The sequence below is a fragment of the Bacteroides sp. NSJ-48 genome (genome assembly GCF_014287405.1).
Classification (GTDB): Bacteria; Bacteroidota; Bacteroidia; order Bacteroidales; family Bacteroidaceae; genus Bacteroides; species Bacteroides stercoris.
Map to the genome: position 1 here is coordinate 44180 of NZ_JACOOD010000020.1, position 19046 is coordinate 63225.

Genomic DNA, 19046 nt, shown 5'->3' on the forward strand with positions numbered 1-19046 from the left:
TAAGACCATTATATTTGCCGGCACAATTGCAAACTCTTAGACGGAAAGGGAGGTAAGGTGATGTGTGCCGGCAAAATGCGGGTCTTTTGTATGCTGATGAACTACGTGTTTTTAGATTGCCTTGGTAAATGCTCTTCTACGCTTATGCTGTTCGGTCTTGAAATATTCCCATTGTGCCTGTACCTTGCCGTTTTGTTCCAATTCGGGGTTGCTTTCTGCAAAGACAAACCCCAGTTTCTGATAAACGGGGATTAGGTCGGAGAATAGCAAGGCGTTTACGCCCTTGTTCTGATATTCGGGTTTCACAGCTACCAGTAACAGATCCAGCATCTTGGCACGGCGTTTCATAAACAAGGCTTTCAGCAGGTGATACCAACCGAAAGGCAGCAAACGGCCATGAGATTTTTGCAAAGCCTCTGACAAGGAAGGCATGGAGATGCCTACGGCTACCAGTTTGTCTTCGGCATCTGTAACCAGCGTCACCATGCGCAGGTCCAGAATGGGCAGATACATCTTTACGTATTGGTTAATCTGGCGCTGTGACAGGGCAGAGTAACCGTACAACGGGCTGTATGCTTCGTTCATCAGCTCGAAAATGGCTTGTCCGTAGTCGCGGGCAATCTTCTTGGCAGATGAATATTTCTTGATCTTGAGATTGTATTTACGTTGGATTAGATCCGAAATACGCTTATGCTTGTCGGGTATGGCATCCGGGATATAAATCTTGTATTCTACCCAGTCGGCATCTTTCTCAAAGCCCATGCGTTCCATGTGTTGCGGGTAGTAAGGGTAGTTATAGGTGGTTGCCATTGTGCTAAGCTGGTCGTAGCCTTCGATAAGCATACCTTCCGCATCGAAATCGGTGAAGCCTAACGGGCCTTGTATATGGGTCATGCCCCGTTCCTTGCCCCATTCTTCAACGGTATGTATAAGGGCCTCCGATACTTCGGGGTCGTCGATAAAGTCAATCCAGCCGAAGCGCACCTCTTTCTTGTTCCAGGTTTGGTTGGCTTTATGGTTGATGATGGCGGCTACGCGTCCTACGATTTTATCATCCTTGTAAGCAAGAAAGTAATCGGCTTCGCAAAATTCGAAAGCGGCATTTTTCTTCTTGTTGAAGGTATTGAGCATATCATCGTAAAGATCGGGCACCGAATACGGATTGTTTTTGTATAGTTTGTAGTTGAAGCGGATAAACTGCTTCAATTCCTTTTTCGTAGAGACCTTTTTAATTGTAATTGCCATAGTTGTATGTTGTTATGAGCCGGCAAAGATACATGAAAATCTTTAAAAACGGGTGTCTTACAGGTTATAAATGAGGAATGTCGTATATGCAACGTAGCAAAGCACCATGATGCTTCCCTCAATGCGGGTGATGGTACGCTTGGCAAAGAACAGCCCGAAGAACCAAAGCAGAATGCCGGAACCTGCCAGTACCCACAAGTCCAGGTTAGTGATTCCGGTAAGGTGTAACGGAGTGATGGATGCACTGCATCCCAGTACAAAGAACACGTTGAACAGATTGCTGCCTACTACATTGCCAATGGCTATTTCCGGATTTTTCTTCAAGGCGGCTACAATGGATGTGGCAAGTTCGGGCAGGGATGTTCCGCCTGCCACCAGCGTCAGTCCGATAACAGATTCGCTTACTCCCAGGCTGCGTGCAATGCCGCTTGCACCGTCAACAAAGAAACTGCCGCCGGCAATAAGCGCTCCAAGCCCGCCCAGAATGTAGAGGACAGACTTCCAAAGTGGCAGTTGCCTGATAGTTTCCTCACTGCCGGCTGTTTCTTCGGGACTGTGTGAGGCGATGGCAAAAGTATAACTCAGGAAGATAGCGAAGAAGCAGAGCAAAAGCAAGCCGTCTGTGATACTGAGAGTATTAGCCTTGTCTCCGTTCAGGAATATGTCGTTGGCACAGACCAGTAAAGCAATGGAAGACAGGATGCACAGAGGTATTTCCTTTTGCAATGTGTTCCGGGTTACGGCAATTGGGGCGAACAGTGCGGTGCAGCCCACAATCATCAGTGTGTTGAAGATATTGCTGCCCACCACGTTGCCGATGGCAATATCGGCGCTTCCTTTCAGGGCGGAAGATACGCTGACCGTCAACTCCGGAGCTGATGTTCCGAAAGCAACGATTGTCAGTCCGATAACGATATTGGGTATGCGGAAGCGTTTGGCAACGGATGCTGCTCCGTCTGTCAGTCCGTTTGCACCTAACAGGATGAGGAGAAGTCCTCCTATAAGTAATAGAATGTTCATGAAATATATTATTTTGCGCGCAAAGATAATGCAAAATTCTGATTAAACGAGCCAAGAGGAAGTCCGTTTGCGCTTGTAAATGCGGAGAATTGTTCTGAAACCGGGGTGGAAATTATATCTCCACATTATATGGCTACGCGTGACGGAAATGTAAGTACGGCTCCGAAGGATGGTGCTACGGAAAAAGAAATAATTGAAAGAAGTCGTATCGGAATGATGGTTTGGTTCTTTCCGATACAACTTCGTATAATCAGGATTTTCCTATTGACTTAAAAAACGGGTTATTTGCTGCGTGTAACAGTGTGCAGTACATTACCTTGTTTGTCAATCATGCGCAGTTCCAGTGTTTTTTTATCGGCAGATACTATGGAAAAGCCCGGTTCGGGACTGCAAAAAACGGTACCTTCAATAGGGTTGACTTTGCGGCTGAGCGAACCTGAGGTGTTGGTGATATAATCTATATTACTGCCCGGTACGCGCACATGCTGGAAGTTATGGATATGTCCGCAGATATACATGTCTACGTTGTGCCTGCGGAGTATAGGGTCGAGCCGCGACTGCATATCCCGGCGTTCGCTTCCGTCTTTCGGTGTTTCGGCATAAATGGGGTGGTGTCCGGCCACGATTACCCAGTCTTCTTTAGCGGCGGTCAGGACAGAATCAATCCATGCGAGTTGTTGTTTGTAATCTTGTTGGCAAGCATCGGGATAAGTCTCTTTCTCATTACGGTATTTGTCTATCATCGGAGCGGTATCTACCCAAACTACCCGGATAGTCATGCCTTTGTCTTCAAAAACTTTGGTATAGTAACGTGCGGGCATTGTCCAGCGGCGGCTGATATTCGAATAATCCAGTACGGCTTGCGTGTTGCCGCGGTATTCATGATTACCCAGCAAAGGAAACCAGTCTATCATCAGTTCGGGATGGCTGTAAATCAGTTCGTAATTAGTCATCCACAACGGGTCGTTGACGGAACGTACGCCTTCAAAGTGGTGCACATCACCCGCAGCGAGTACAAACTCCGGGTCTGTGCCGTTTTCCGCCATTACTCCCATCAGTTCGGCAATGGGCTTCTGGTCATAATAGCCGTTGCGTCCCAGGTCATTGGCTACATAGAAGTTGAACTTTTTGTCGAATACGGAATAATCGGTAATTTGGGCACTTGCCCAGTTGCCCAGCAGGGCGACGAATAGTAAAAAGAATATTTTCTTCATTGTTTGGATGTTATTTATTCACTGCAGAGGGTATACAGTTGCATTGTTTTTTCATTTGGTGTGTTACAAAAGAAAATGCTCTGTCTCTCTGTGGTGATGTGTTTAAAAATTAATCTTCACTCCGGCATTCACCTTTACACCGTAGTATTCGGCTTGCATGGTACGGTCTTTCGTTCCCTGGTAGTAGCGGAGAGGCTGGTTCAGCAGGTTATTGGCTTCGGCATAGAATGTAGTCTTTATTTTCTTTCCGAACGTATAGCTTGCGTTGGCGTCCATGTAGTTCACTTTGTCGTAGTAACGGTCGTAGAAAGTGCTTTCACCCATTTCATCGATAAAGTCGGAAGCGAAATTATAGCTTACGCGGATGTTCAGTCCGGCTTTCTCGAAATAGAGCGAAGCATTGGCGGTGTGTGCCGGTGAACCCGGCATACTGAGGCCTTCTTCGTTTTCGCGCCCTTCGAAGTTGAAGTCTTCTACGCGGGAGTGCGTATAGGTGTAAGTTCCGTAAAAGCCGATGCACTTCAAGGCAGGGGCGATGAAACCGAAGTCGCGTTGGTAAGAGAGTTCTACTCCGAGCAGGTTGGCGTTGCCCGCATTCTTGGGCTGTGTGAATCGAGTATATACATTGCCCTGATATTCGTAGTTGGTGCTGACTTGGTCTACGATGAAATCATCGATTTTCTTGTAGAAGATACCGGCACTGACCAGACCGATGCTGCGGAAATAATAGTCGGCGCTCAAGTCGAAGTTGTAGGATGTGGTCGGTTTTAATTCCGGATTACCGATGGTGATTTCATTATCGGAGCGCTTGATGTTTACGCTCGGTACAAGAGCCGAGTACTTGGGACGTGACAGTGTTTGGGTAAATGAACCGCGTACCTTGAAGTCATCGTTTACATTCCACTTTACCAGCAGCGAAGGCAGGAAATTAATGTAGCTGTTGCGCTGACGTTCGGTCTTGCCGGTGATGTCTTCGTCTGCATCGTATGTACGTCCGGTATAAGCCAGATTGGTGTTCTCGATACGCAAGCCGGACATCAGCTCTATGCGGTCTGTGATTTTTGAGTCAAAGCGGACATAGCCGGAGCTGACCGTTTCGCGTGCCTCAAAGTTACCTGCCAGTTCTTCCTGTACTTGTTCTTTCTCGTACAATGCAGGGTTGTTAAGGTCTAATGCTCCGGTGTATTCCTTGCTGGCATAGATTCCTGTCTGGTATTTGCTGTTGGGCATAAAGTGCTTGTTGGATTGGTCAACAGTATTTTTAAGGCTGTTTTCCATAAAAGCATCTTCGTCCAGCGGAGAATATTCGTAGAAGTCCACAGCTTTATCTTTGGTTTTACGAACTACCTTTGCGCCGAATTTCAGTTTGTTGCCATTCTTGAACGGGAGTTTGAAGTTGGCGGAGAATTTCAAGTCCTGCTCTTTGATGTCTTCCTGTTGCTCGGTCAGTTCTTTCAGGCTGAATTCGTCATTCAAGGTCATTGTAGAACCGTCTTTGGGAGATGCGAAAGGCTGACGTTCGTTGCTCAGGTCTATATCGAATTTCTGTTTTTTGAGTTGGAAGTCGATGTAGCGCTCGTTGGGACGCTCTTCGCTGGCTTTGGCATAACTTGCATGCCAGTCCATGGAAAGAAGTCCGAAGAGATGTTCACCGCCAAGTGCAAAATCCATCGTGCGCTGGCGTTCCAGACGGGCATTACGGTTGTCGGGCGTTCCGGCTTTGGTTTGTATGCGTACGGTGGCGCTGCCGTCCGGCTCAAGGTCTTTCAGGTTAGTGCGGTAACGGTTTTCCCAGTCGTTGCGGTTATTGAAGATACCTTTGAAAGTGAGTTTGTGGTTGGTACTGATGTCCCAGTCCAAAGCGGCGGAGTAGCTTTGACGTTCGCGGGTTACGTAATACTGGCGCATTTGGTAGTCGTTGACGTATGCTTTGCCGTCTTTATCCTGCTCCCAGGTAAACTCGGTGTCGTAAGAACCGGAGGGGGCATTTTGATAGGAGGCAGATACCATCAGCCCTAATTTATTATTGAAGAAACGGTCGCCGTAGGTAAATCCCAGGTTCAGCTGGGCTTTTTCGCTAATCCAGTTGTAGCCTGTTCCTGCGGTGGCAGCAATGCTGCGCTTATAGGGTGAGTTCTTCGTTACCAGATTGATAGAGCCGCCAATGGCATCGGCGTCCATATCCGGGGTTACTACCTTGTTTACTTCGATAGTCTGAATCATGTCGGCCGGAATCAGGTCGAGCTGTACGTTACGGGTATCACCTTCGGCAGAGGGTACACGGTTGCCGTTGACAGTTACGGAGCTCAGGTCGGCGCTTGTTCCGCGTACTTGTCCGAAGCGGGCTTCTCCCTGGTCGTACTGCACGTTGATACCGGAGATACGCTTTAAGGCATCGCCGATGTTGGAGTCGGGGAATTTGCCTACCTGGTCGGCAGATACTACATTGGTAATTCCCAAGTTGCTCTTTTGGGCGTTGATGGCGCGGCGCTGTCCCTGAAATGCGCCGCCTACAACTACTTCCTGAAGTTCGACTCCTTCGTTCAGTACCACATCTTTCTCTAAAGTGCGTCCGGCGGGAATTGTAATTTTCAGTTCTACGGGTGAGTAGCCTACATAGCTCACCTTCACTGTATAGGTTCCCGGGTCGAGGTTGGGGAAAGTGTAGAAGCCGTTGACGTCGCTCGTCACGCCTGTGTGTAGTTTCTCGATGTAGATTGAAGCACCCGGGAGAGTTTGCTTGGTTACGTCGATAATACGGCCGCGTACCGTACCTTGTTTAACGATATTTGCTTTTTCGTCGGCCATTGTCGTGTTGCTGGCCGCTGCGAATAGTAGAAGGAATAAGAATGCTCTTACAATTTGTTTCATACCTGTTATTATCTGTTAATAATCTGCGGCAAAAGTATAGGTATGGGATTACGTCTGTCTTACGGAATTTTGAAGAAACGGTAACGATAATATTACAAACCAATTGCAAATGATGCATCAGGGGACGATATAATTTATCTTGTATGTACTGAATGACAGATTATAAGATTGGAATGTACTTTACTTTTATTTGCTTTAACTGTATATTAAGGCTGTTTACAGGCAATCAACAGCTTTTTCTCATCGGCAAGAGTCGTTGCAAACAGGTACATGTCTCCACCTTCCGCCAGCTTCAGGCGTTTTCGCAACTCGGCTACGCTGGCAGGAAAATTACGTACTGTGAGGTTGGCCTTCTTTTCCGTTCCTATCAGCTTTTTAAGCTCTTTCTTGTTGAGACTGCTGCTATCGGTAATGCGGAACTTGCGTCCGGGAAAGTCCGGTATATACTCGTCGGAAGTATAAAGATGACTGTTGGGGTGCAGTTTCTCTACATTATATATAGATGAAACGCTGCGGAAGGCTCCGGCTTTTAGGATGGATGCATTGGGTTCGTACAAGTATGTTTTCAATGTGGGAGTATACGGGCATGTATGTTCTTTCTCCTGTTGGCGGGTGAACAGGAGCTTTTGAACCTTCTGCGATGCAGTGAGGTTGATGCAGTGGATAGGGATTTCTTCAGGTACTAATTCCTTCCCGCGCTCTAATACAAGGAGAAGTTCCTTGCATTCGTTGTTGACGGAAACGACGTGGGCGGCTTGTACATGTTTCAAGTCATGCAGTGCAAGGGTAAGGTCCAGCATGGGAGATAACTTAACCAGAACGTGTGATGCTTTCTCAAGCAGTAAATTTTCCAAAGCGGAAACATCAGGCTCACATTCGCTGATAGCTATTGTTTTGCCTCCGTGTCCATCACGCCGGGCGGGGTCTATGAATATCCAGTCTACGGGTTCCATCATTTGCAGATAACGGATGCTGTCTTCATGGCAGACCATGACCTGTTTTAAATTTAAAAGCGAAAAGTTATGAGCTGCTATTGTACAGAGTGTTTCCTGCCGCTCCACATAGGCGGACTGTTGGAAGCAGGCAGACAGGAAGGCACAGTCGATGCCAAAACCGCCGGTGAGGTCGGTAAAGGTTTTGCGGCTGCCGTATTCCGTGTCTGAAACTATTTTGACCTTATAGTTTGCCGTTACTTCCGAGGAGCATTGTTCCATGGAAAGATGTGCCGGGTAAAGAATACCTTCCCGTGCTGCCCAAGCGGGTATTTTTTCTTCTGCTATTTGACGTCCCACAATTTGGATGATAGCGGCAGGTACGTCTACTGTCGGATACTTGTGTGCTTGTAAAGCAAGGTTGCGTACGTTGTCTTTGCGATGCTCCCGGATAAATCGGAGTGTTTCTTCAGTCAGTGTCATGGGCATTGTTTGAGTAACGGTGCAAAGATACGGATAATTGTGATATGATTGAGGAGTTTTGCCAGCAGACAATCGGCAGGAGGTAGACCGGTTGTCTGCTGAGGCTTTATTGAACCAGGGTAAACTCTACAGGTTGCCCATGCTGGCATTCCACACTCAGTTGGGTTGTGCCGGTCCGGTATGTCGTTTTCACTCTTTTGTCGTGAGCAGACACATGCCATTTACCTTTCAGTTCCAACTCTTTTATTATGATACGGCTGGGTTCTTTGGTTGTGAATGTCTTTTCCGCAATGTTGAGGTCGGGAGTACACACACTCATTACCAAGGCATTATTCTCTTTTTGATACATCACCATTGTTTCTGCAGGCAAGAAAGAGAAAACATTATCGGCAGCCGGTTTGGTATCTTCAAAGACAGCGTATGCCATGGTGCCTGTCAGAACATCGTTTACGGCATGCATCTTGCGGTCGCGTTGTATCACTTTGTAGGTGGCTGCCGGCACATGGGTCTTCAGTTCTTTTCCAGAAGGCTGTATCCATACCATGTATTCGTAGCTTCCATCTTTGGGAGCTGTTCCGTGAGCTATCCATGCCGACGCAAATGTTCCGGTAGTGGGGGTGCGTAACTTTTCGTGGCGCGATTCCTGTTCTGTGATTTGCACCTTTACCTTTCCGTCTTTCACAAAATACAGGTTACCGCAGCCGTCTTCAAGGCAGACCGGTTGTGTATCCGAGGCAGGTAGTTCCTGTTGCAGCCCTATTTGCTGTTCTTTTTCTCCGGTAATCCTGATGAAATCTTTTCCCGGTCGGAAGACGTGTTGGAAAAGCGTTGTTTCCGTAGGATAGTCGCTGTTGCTGTTTTTGATGTCTGTGCCAAGGCAGATTAAGCGGTTATCGAAACAAAATACCGACTTTCGTGCTACGAAATCGCCGGTAAAGTTTTTAAGGTCTCGTTCCATTAATTTCATGGCAAACATTCCGTTTTGGTTTTTCAGAGAACTTGCACCGGCGAATTTTTCCTTGGAGCGTGCCATGGTAGTACCAGGCAGAGGACTGTTCAACAGTTCGAAGGGTAGGTGTATGGTGGTGGTGCCGGGCAGTCGGTTCCAATCCCAGCCATTTTCATTGTAACTGCTGGCTTTGCGGGAAGGAGCCCCCATTATTTGTACCGAACCGTAACTTTGATACCGACCGTACCGGTTGTCTTTTGTGTAAATTTCCGCTCCCCATACATCTGTGTTATATCCTTTGAGCGTAACCATCCAGTTATTGCGGCGGAAAATGCCGGCAGAACCGTAATTGTATACAAAAAAGCCTTGCGGCGCTGTTGCCGGAAGTATCCCTTGTTGTTTGAAGTAAGCGGCTTCAGGGGTATTACGTTTGCAAAGGCGCAAATAGTCTGCGGCCAGTTGATGATCAAACGGTTCTCCTTTATCCGAGAAGTCTCCGGATAGGGCAAGGTAGGCAAAAGCGTCTATGTCGTCATCTTTCATGGAACCTCCGAAAGGATGCCTGCCACTGATACCTACGCCCCATTCGTATTTGTTGCAATAGTTGCGCATGGCGATAAGAGCGGATTTCAGTACCTTTCTGGCAGATAAGGTCAATTGATAAGAAGTCTTGTTAGTCAGATTGATGAATTGTCCCAGCATAGCAAGTGCTCCCGTGGTATAGGCCGGATAAAAGCCGCCATGGTGAAAAGTGGTACCGTCTACTTTAATACCTCCAATCGTACCGGGAGTATATCTCAACGATGTGGATACCCAACGTGAAAGTCCTTTCAGTGCGCGGACCCTTTCTCTCTCATCCTTTGTCATCATGGCTGAAACAATTTTAGGCATCAGCAATGTATGCCATGTATCCAGTAGCTCATCGCGGTTTTTGCCGCATGCTTTACGGGTTTCCTGTAAGGCTGCCCAGAACGATAGTGTTGAAAGGATATTATCGCATGTGGGAGCTTGCCGTATTTTGTCGCGCATCAGCCAGGCTGTGGTGTATATTTTTCTTATCTGATAGCCGTAATGGTGGTTGGTTCCCATGCCGCTTCCGAAAGCAAATCCTTGGTTCATGGCATAGTCCCAGACTAAAAAATATTTGTGTTCTGCATCTTTGGATTGATTGTAATAGGCATCATAGGCAAATCCGGAGAGCATTGTTTCCAGATCGTTGAGGGATATTTCTCCCTTTTTGCGGTTCAACTTGTCATCGGGAACTACAAGAGGAGCTCCTGTAAAGCCATTTCCGGAGCGTTGTATCTGTGCTTTTTGGAATGTAGCATAGGCTTTGTCGATTTTGCCTTGTGAAACTTTATCCGCTGTCAGGACTTTTGTCAGCCGTTCTTCTATGGTTTGTAATTCCTGCTTCTCTGTCGGAGTCAGCGTAGCAGGAAGAGGCAGGTCATATTCCAGCTGTTCCCATTGCCATACACAACACCAATGCCATAAGTCTCTAAATGTAAGTGAATTATTGTAGGGCATCTGCATGTCGGGAGTAGTGCGTTGATTCATTTCTTTTACGGGGAAAACGAGACGGTCGAAGAATACGCGTCCGTTGTTGTCCGGAGCAACGATACGGTAACCGGCGATTGTATTCTCTTGCTTATCTCCTTTCATGTGGGCAAAGCCTATCCAACAGGCACGCCAACCCTGAGCGTTTAGCCGGAAACCGAACCTATAGGATACATGACCCGTTGGAGAGAAGAATTCAAAGCGCAGTGAATCTTTTCTGACTTGTTCGTTGTAAATCCATAGTGTAATCCCGCGCTTTTCTTTTGATACGGAGTCCAGATGTAGGGGAGTATCTAGTTTGACGGTGAGCACGGAACGGGGAGAGAATTGCCATGCAAGGCTTCTTTTCCCTTCTTTGTAGAACTCTTCTGAGGAAGAGAGTTCGTTTGGTTGTACTGTGCAGAAGGATTGTGGCACTCCTTTTTCAAATCCGGTTGTCTGTGCAAAGAGTATGTTGCCAAGGCATAAAAACAAACAATATAACAAATAGAATCGGTACATATTTCGAAATTTTAGCAGGTATGCAAAAAAAAGAGGTTGTCTCCGATGTAGAGGCACTCTGCCGCCATCTCTTTCCGGACGGAACGGCAGACTGCTTCATGCCATGAAACAACCTCTTTCGGTTAAGTTAATAAAAAAAGTTGAAGGTTAGAAGAATTGTAGTTCTTTTATTTAGGTTATTGCCAATATTTATTCTGTTCCAATTTGCCGTTTACATCCAGTTCTTTTGTCGGAATGGGGAGGAACTGGTGTTTTTCTTGTGTACGTGCTGCATAATCGCGTGCACCGATAAACTGGTTTCCTGTAGCCCAGCGTTTATCTTGAGTCGCAGCTCCTAATTTGTCGTGTACGGCTTCTACATAAATACCCCAGCGTACCAGATCATATTTCCGCAGAGACTCAAAACAGAGCTCACGGGCACGTTCGTCACGGACGGCTTGTTGGAAGTCTGTATAGGACAAACCCTCCAATTTGGATATGCCTGCACGTTGGCGTATCTCATTAATGCATTCGTATGCTAAATCCGTAGGTCCTTGATGGGCTTCATTTTCTGCTTCAGCCAGCATTAAAAGGACATCACCATAGCGTAAAATCGGATAGTTTTCAGGAGTATAACTCTTCTCTTTCATAGAAGAGGTTTCCCATTCGCGGCGGAACTTTCCACATGAACGTTGGACAATCTGTTTGTTTGTCCATGTTTTCTTGTTGTCGTTTACATCATACCAATAAGGAGCGATGGACAAGTCGCGGCGCTTATCGTTTTCTTCGAATAAATCCCAAAGTATCAGAGTGGCTGCATAAAAGCCATAGGCGTATCCCTTACCGGTAGCTTTGGTGCATTTTTGAAGATTGCCTATAACATTTCCTATACGCCCATCTGTATAGTTTCCTATGCCGTCGGCAGTACGGTTACCGATAAATTCGGCTTCCCAGATGCTTTCATTGTATTCGGTATCATATTTGTCGGCTGCCATGTTCTTCCAGATAGCATAGATATCCGGATTCATCTTATGCTTATTCGACTTTTTCACTTCATTGGCCCAATATGCAGCTTTGGCATAATAAGGCTGTCCGCCGTTGGCGGGATATCCGGCACGCCACAAGTATACGCGGGCAAGGATACCCATTACTGTATTCTTTTTGATATAAGAGGGAGACTTATCATAGGTCTGGTCATCAACCAAGTTTACGCATTCTTCCATTTCTCCGATAATCCAATCCAAAGCATCGGTATGGGGAGTTGCTTCTATGGATGAATTATTCACATCTTTGAATGAGGTCTTGCGGATGGGTACTTCGTACCAACCTTGTACTAACAGGAAGTGAAAATATGCACGGAGAAATTTAGCTTCACCTTTCATTCGTGTTTTCACACTTTCATCCATGTCGGCTTTGTCAACATTCTCAAGAAAAACGTTGGCATTGTTGATTCCTTTGTAAAGAGTCTCCCATGTACCCCATACATGTTGGTTTCCCGGATTATGGTCGTTGCCATAGACTTGACTTGCCAATTGTCCGCTTTGGCGCTGGTAGTAACTCAGGTCGTCTATGTTGGATATCATGCATGAGTAATTGTTTCCGTATACCTTCTCGTAGACCAAAGTATAATAGACTCCGACCAAAGCAGCCGTGCATTCACTTTCATTGGAGTAAAAAGTTTCCGGAGCGGTGAAATCATAAGGCTTTGTATCCAAAAAACTGTCGCAGGAGCTCAGCATTATGGCAGAGCATAATGTTAAAACTGTTGCATGGAATAATTTATATACTGTTTTCATATCAGTCTCATTTTTAATATTTGGTTAGAATGTTACATTTAATCCCAATGACATACTGAAGGCGCGAGGGTATGGAGACCAGTCAAAGCCCGGTGTCAATGGAGAATTACGGGTAGAAACTTCCGGGTCGCTTCCGGAATAACCGCTGATAGTGGCAATGTTTTCGGCAGAAAGGTAAACACGTGCGCTGCTTATATGCAAGGGCTTCAGTGTTTTTGCCTCGAAATTATATCCCAATGAGATGTTCTTGAGTTTCAGGAAAGAGCCGTCTTCCACATAGAGTGAACTGTATTCATTGGAACCTTGCGCCCGGGCTCTCGGTATGTTGCTGGTGGGGTTTTCCGGAGTCCAGCGGTTAGTATAGGCAGCAAACATATTGGTATTTTGTTTGGCAGCAGGGTTTTCGAACACCATGCGGTTGGCATTGAGAATATCATTGCCATAGCTCCATTGGAAGAAGATGTTCAAGTCGAAGTTTTTCCAAACCAGATTATTGGTAAAACCACCTATGTGTTTGGGTTGACCGTTACCGATAGTGGTCTTGTCCTTATCGTTGATTTCGCCTTCACCTGTCAGGTCACGGTATTTGGGGTCTCCCGGTTGAGTACCGGCTACGTAATACGGGATGCCTTCTTTTAAGGTATATACCTCTTTGCCGTTTTCATCTATTGTTTTGTTGAAGTCCTCGTATTTGTAAGTTCCGTCATAGATGAAGCCGTACATTTTACCGGCAGATTCACCTACTTTGCTGATATATGCCGGAGTGGTTTTATATTTGTTATCCCAACTGATATAGCTAGTCATATAAGGTTGTCCTGAGTTCAAGGCTATGATTTCATTCTTGTTGAAAGCGATGTTGAAGCTGGAATTCCAACTGAAATCTTTAGTTTTGATATTGGTTGTTTCCAAAGTGATTTCCAAACCGCTGTTACGCAATTTTCCAACATTTAAGGTAGCAGAAGAGAAGCCTGAGCTGGCAGATATATCGGCATCAAGCAACAAGTCCTTGGTGGTTTTGATGTAATAGTCCATATTCAGGTTAATTCGTCCGTCGAGGAAGCCAAGGTCCAAACCGAGGTCTAATTGTTCGGTTGTTTCCCATTTCAGCTTTTCATTCTGCATGCTGCTCAATACATAACCCGGTACAAACTGACCGTTCCACGGATATTTGTAAAGATCGTCATCAGTGATGAGGTGTGCCATATAGTCATAGTTGCCTATGCGGTTGTTACCGGTCTGGCCATAGCTGAAACGCAGCTTACCGTTTGACAGCCAGCTGGCATTTTCGGCAATGAAAGATTCACGCGCAAAAGCCCATGCCAAAGAGCCGGAAGGGAAATAACCCCAACGGTTGCCGCGGGCAAATTTGGAAGAACCGTCGGCACGCATGGTAGCTGTTATATAGTAACGGGAGTCGTAGTTATAATTGATACGTCCGAAATAAGACATCAGTTTGTTTTCGCCTTTGGAAGAGTTTACGGCCGGTGTGCTTCCCTTATCGAGTCCTGCCATGCCAAAAGATTCATTGCTGATTTTTTCCGTCCGTATAGAATGTATATAGCTGGTATTTTTCTGAACAGACATACCGAGCATCGCATTGAAATTATGAGAGTTCTTGTTCAGCTGGTAGCTGAGTGTATTTTCGTTCAGGTAACTTCTTGCTTCGCTTTGGTATAGATAAGCGTTTATTCCCTTACTTTGAGTGTTGGAGGGATGGCTGTTACCGGTGCGTGTCTGAGAACCGTTGAATTCTTCGTTTTTGTAGTCGGTTGATGTATATCCGGCTGTAACTTTCAGTTTGAGTTTCTTAATTATCTCATACTCGGCACCTATATTAAATTGGAGGTTATTGGTTGTCTTATGACGGTATTCGTTTTGAGCAGACTTCACGGGGTTAAATCGGTAGTCTTCACTCATATTGACGCCCTCATCGTACATTTGGTTGAGAAGATCACTTCCAGTAGGAGATACCGGACGGAAAGACCATACGCTATACATATAGGCGGTAGACATGGAACTTGTGGCACCTGATACAGTAGGACCGTCCTGAACGGTGCTGGCATAGTTTCCTGTAAAGTCAATCTTCAGTTTGTTGTTTACTTTCTGGCTCAGGTTCACACGTCCTTGATAGCGTTTTACGCCGGAGTTGATGATAACTCCCTGTGTGTCATCGTAAGACAAAGATGTGGTGTATTTCAAGTCGCCTTGCGAACCGGTCATGGATATATGATGGTTATGGCTGAGAGCGGTACGGTAGATATAATCTTGCCAATCGTAAGATTGGGCATTGTGATAGGCATCCAGTGTAGGATAAAGTTCGGTTATATAGTTTTTCTGGAATTCTTCTCCGCTGCCCATGATTTCTTGTTGCAACATGACAAAGTCATAGGCATTCATCACTTCCGGTGTGTTTTTTACAAGACCTACTTTTACGCTACCGTTGTATGTAATGGTAGGTTTTCCAGCTCCGCCTTTTTTGGTGGTTACGATAACTACACCATTGGCACCGCGTGCTCCATAGATAGCTGTGGCGGAAGTATCTTTCAAGATGTCTATGGATTCAATATCATTAGGATTTATTGATCCTAAGCCGGAACTTTCGGAAGGGAATCCGTCGATAACGTAAAGCGGAGCTGTACTTCCGGTCAATGAACCGGCACCGCGGATTACTATATTAAAGTTATCTCCCGGTCCACCGTCACCGGATGAAACCTGTACACCGGCAATACGTCCTCCGAGGCTTTCGGTAATATTGCTGACAGGAGTCTTGGTCAAATCGCCCATATTGGCAGAACCGATAGAACCGGTCAGGTCACGTCTTCTGACATCACCATATCCTACAGCAACAACGGTCACTTCTTCCAAGGTTTGGGTATTTTCTGTCATTGTAATATCAAATTTACTTTGATTGCCTACTTTGACATTTTCCGTTTTATAACCAATAAATGAAAACTGTAAAACATCACCACTTTTTACATTGTCCAATTTAAACTCTCCGTTTAAATCTGTGGTTGTTCCATTGGTTGTTCCTTTAATTACAACACTTACCCCGGGCAACTCTCCCATGGCATCAATTACTTTACCTGTAATCTGTCTTCCTGTCTGTGCCTGTACTGCTGTACAACAGAAAAGGATGAATAAAAGATTTAAGATAACTTTTGGTCTCATAAAAATAAAATTAAAAAATTAGAATGTGCAAATGTATAGATTGTATAAGAAATGTGAAATCTGTAATTGTCCATAAAAAGTACAAATTCATACATGTGGAGTTGTAACTAACTGCGATGCAGCCAATAAACAGCTATTGGCACGAAAGTATTATTATGTTACATTAAGATTTGCGGAAAAAGGAATGTGGGTCAATTAGCTATGACCATCAACGGCTCTCGTTTTACAAGAGATTCCTATTTTGAGCAACTTGCACCGATTTATGCTGTAGCTGCTCAAGAAATAGAAGATTATATATTATAAACTGCTGCAACATTCTTGCGAATGGGGTTATATATAGAAGTATTTCTTAGAATTGTAGTAGCTTTATAAAAAGGAAAACAGCATAAGAGTTTCCTCAAATGCTGCTCTGATTTAAATTAGTTTGATAATTAGCCAATCTTTTTATAAGTAGTTGTAGTAATATCGTCCAACTCTAAACCATCGTCATCCGTATTGTCCCAATCTTCAAAGGCGAGAAGCAATCTATTAGCTATAAGTCCATTGATAGTAAGAATATCTAAATAACCATCATCGTAAGAGATAGTTAGCTTATTGTCTTCTTTATCTATGAAACGGACTAAGGCATTGATGGTAGTTGTATAATTGGGCGCACCTTTGATTGTGGTTGAGACTATCATATCTGAAGACACACCTTCAATTTTATTGTATTTACAGGATGCCCCTTTTAGACCACAAAAATAAGCCATAGAGCGCTTTAATCAATAGATAAAGTATAATATACTTATTGTTCTCTCCGATAAGGGCTTTCGATAAGATTTAAACGACTTGGTTCATCTCCACCGCAATCCACCACAATTTTATGTAGTACTATAGAAGGAGCTAACGGACGAATGGTCAGTGTATGTGTACCTTTCTCCCAATTGACATCGGGAAAATGCACAATCGACTCTATAATTCGAGCAGCACCTGCAGGATACATTTTTGTATAGCAATTGGCCCAAATCAAATCTGAATTATAGTTGACAATCTGTTCTTTTCCGTTGTCCAAACTAACAGCATAGCTATGTCCTCCTTTTATAAAAGGCAATGTGCTATCCAAAATCAATCGCAAGCGCACTCCCCTTGATTCTGTTTTAATATTCATCCGATATGTTAATGAAGCACCCTCCACTGGTTTATCATATGGCATTAATGCCAACCCTGAGAGTGTACGTCCCAAATCTGGAATAACTGTCCATCGGGTATTACTTCCTTGAGTGCTTTCCGCAAAATGTTCAGCCTCCATAACAACTACTCCCCGGGTCTCTTCGTACACATATCCTCCAGATTTGCAAGAGCTTGCATTCACACGTTTCACCTCAGGTATTATATTACCTCCCTTGGGTTCATCCCAGCTAGTATATCCGATATGAGTCTGGTCCATTAGATGGTTCCATTTTCCACCTGCAATATTGTGATTATAATCATAACAAAGCTCAGCATCACGTTTAAAGCAATATTCTACTCTGTCCGCCCACTCATTAGCGCGCAAATCATCATCAGAAGCCAATTTACGGTTTACAGCCACAGCATAATACATTTCATAAAGATTGGCCATGGCTTGTACAGGAAAAAGTATCAATTCTTTATAAGCATCTTTCAACTTATCGGGCAAAATCTGAAACTGGCGATAAGCATAGGCTTCCAATGCCAAAAATTCGTCTGTCACCGCCTTAAACTCCCCGTTGGAGAGATTGTAAGTCCGGCTATCGAGCATCTCGGCAGTCACTCTAGATGCATATTTACAATACAGATTCAAAATACGAGCTGCTTCTGCTGCATATTTCTCTCCAAACTGCTGTTTACAGAAGTTACGGGTATAATCTTGCAAATTATCAGCATTAAAACGTTCCGGATTCCAAGCCATATTCAAGAAGAAGTCCGTAGGAAACTCATTAGGTTTCAAATCGCCCACATTCAGGATCCACATTCTGTCTACACCATAGGTATATGTCAGATATAATTGTTCCCACATGTGCTGAATCTGTGTCATGTTCAACCATTGGTAAGCACGAGGTGCACCATGTAAATCCACATGATAATACATGCCATATCCACCGGGATGATGTTTGGCATTCAGATCCGGTAAACGGCGTACATTTCCCCAATTGTCATCGCAAAGCAGTATCATCACATCATCCGGAATTTTCATACCCTTGTCATAATACTCCAGTACTTCGCTATAAAGTGCCCAAAGCTGAGGAGTTTTAGAAGCGGGTTTTTCGGTAACATCCGAAATGATTTTACGTTGCTCCTTCACTATATTCTCTAAAAGTCGTGTATCAGTATCGGGACCCATTGGAGCGTCACCGTCGCCTCTCATAGCTATAGTCACCACTTCTTCTTTGCCTTTCATGCGTTCGATACCTTCACGAAAGAAACGGTCTATGTTTTCCTTATTCGTCTGATAATTCCAAGGTCCATACTCTTGACGTCTACGTGCATATTCCTGATGATTTCTTGCCATAGGTTCATGGTGCGAGGTACCGATTATAATTCCCATTTCATCAGCCAGCGGACTATTCATCGGGTCATCGGCATAAAACGCTGCACTCCACATAGCAGGCCACAGGAAATTTGCTTTCAGGCGAAGTAGAAGTTCATATACGTGTACATACATCTTGCTGTTGAACCCTCCGAATTTTTCAGTGGTCCATCCTCCCATGCAAGGCCATTCATCATTAATAAAAATGCCACGATATTGTATGGCGGGTTCTCCGTCTGTATAAATACCGTCCTTTATATAAATAGCATCTTGGTGCGTTACGGGAACATCCGCCCACCAATACCAAGGTGAAACTCCTATCTGACGCGAAAGCTCATAAACTCCATAAATGGTACCGCGCTTGTCACTTCCGGCAATGAGCAAGACATCACCTTCGAGCCCCTTTAGAGGATTATGAAGTGTAGTTATGATGAATTTTTCATTTTTATCTTTCAGAAGATCGTTTTCCAACTTTCCGGCCTTCAACAACTGACGGATAAATGAGCTTTTATCGTAAGAGCCAACAATGACACGTACTGTCTCATCAGTACTGTACACCATATCCGGACGTACGGCAATTACTTTCTGAAAGTCAGTCTGCAGATTCTTTACGGCAGTCAAGACTCCTTTATGTTCCTCCTTATCACATAAAACCGAAAATGCCTTACAATGGGGAGTAACCAAGCCAAACTTGGCATTATCCGAATTAAAAACGACAAACGTGTCAGCTGCCCATGCAGGAGATGCTGGCAACAAAACTATCATACACAACAAATTAAAAAACATTGTTCTGACTCTCATAAC

The 19046-nt window shown here is 44.8% G+C and carries 10 protein-coding genes; all 10 read right to left on the reverse strand.

What is annotated here, in order from left to right; all coding sequences use genetic code 11:
- Positions 1-111: 111 nt before the first annotated feature.
- The 10 genes from H8S52_RS11135 to H8S52_RS11180 all read right to left on the reverse strand — a co-directional run bounded on the left by H8S52_RS11135 (position 112) and on the right by H8S52_RS11180 (position 19043).
- The gene (locus tag H8S52_RS11135) at positions 112-1245 is read right to left on the reverse strand and encodes a hypothetical protein (protein ID WP_005655592.1); all 1134 of its coding nucleotides are present in this window, start codon (positions 1243-1245) and stop codon (positions 112-114) included.
- A 57-nt stretch (positions 1246-1302) separates the two neighbouring features.
- The gene (locus tag H8S52_RS11140; protein ID WP_005655591.1) at positions 1303-2265 is read right to left on the reverse strand and encodes a calcium/sodium antiporter; all 963 of its coding nucleotides are present in this window, start codon (positions 2263-2265) and stop codon (positions 1303-1305) included.
- Between the two features lie 281 nt (positions 2266-2546).
- A complete protein-coding gene (locus H8S52_RS11145) occupies positions 2547-3479 on the reverse strand; it encodes a metallophosphoesterase (RefSeq protein ID WP_117742391.1) in 933 nt (310 codons plus the stop codon).
- A gap of 102 nt (positions 3480-3581) precedes the next feature.
- Positions 3582-6350, reverse strand: a complete 2769-nt coding sequence (locus tag H8S52_RS11150; RefSeq protein WP_186909828.1) for a TonB-dependent receptor — start codon at positions 6348-6350, stop codon at positions 3582-3584.
- Positions 6351-6556: 206 nt separating this feature from the next.
- Entirely contained in the window at positions 6557-7765 is a 1209-nt protein-coding gene (locus tag H8S52_RS11155; protein WP_186909829.1) for an SAM-dependent methyltransferase, read from the reverse strand.
- Between the two features lie 106 nt (positions 7766-7871).
- Positions 7872-10772 carry a chondroitinase family polysaccharide lyase gene (locus tag H8S52_RS11160; RefSeq protein ID WP_186909830.1) on the reverse strand — a complete coding sequence of 967 codons (2901 nt, stop codon included), beginning with the start codon at positions 10770-10772 and terminating at the stop codon, positions 7872-7874.
- Between the two features lie 176 nt (positions 10773-10948).
- Positions 10949-12547, reverse strand: coding sequence for a RagB/SusD family nutrient uptake outer membrane protein (locus H8S52_RS11165; RefSeq protein WP_186909831.1), 1599 nt, complete (start codon positions 12545-12547; stop codon positions 10949-10951).
- A 24-nt stretch (positions 12548-12571) separates the two neighbouring features.
- Positions 12572-15715, reverse strand: coding sequence for a TonB-dependent receptor (locus tag H8S52_RS11170; RefSeq protein ID WP_186909832.1), 3144 nt, complete (start codon positions 15713-15715; stop codon positions 12572-12574).
- A 431-nt stretch (positions 15716-16146) separates the two neighbouring features.
- A complete protein-coding gene (locus H8S52_RS11175) occupies positions 16147-16464 on the reverse strand; it encodes a hypothetical protein (protein ID WP_186909842.1) in 318 nt (105 codons plus the stop codon).
- 35 nt (positions 16465-16499) lie between these two features.
- Positions 16500-19043: a glycosyl hydrolase 115 family protein gene (locus H8S52_RS11180; RefSeq protein WP_370527582.1), complete on the reverse strand. Its 2544-nt coding sequence runs from the start codon at positions 19041-19043 to the stop codon at positions 16500-16502.
- Positions 19044-19046 lie beyond the last annotated feature (3 nt).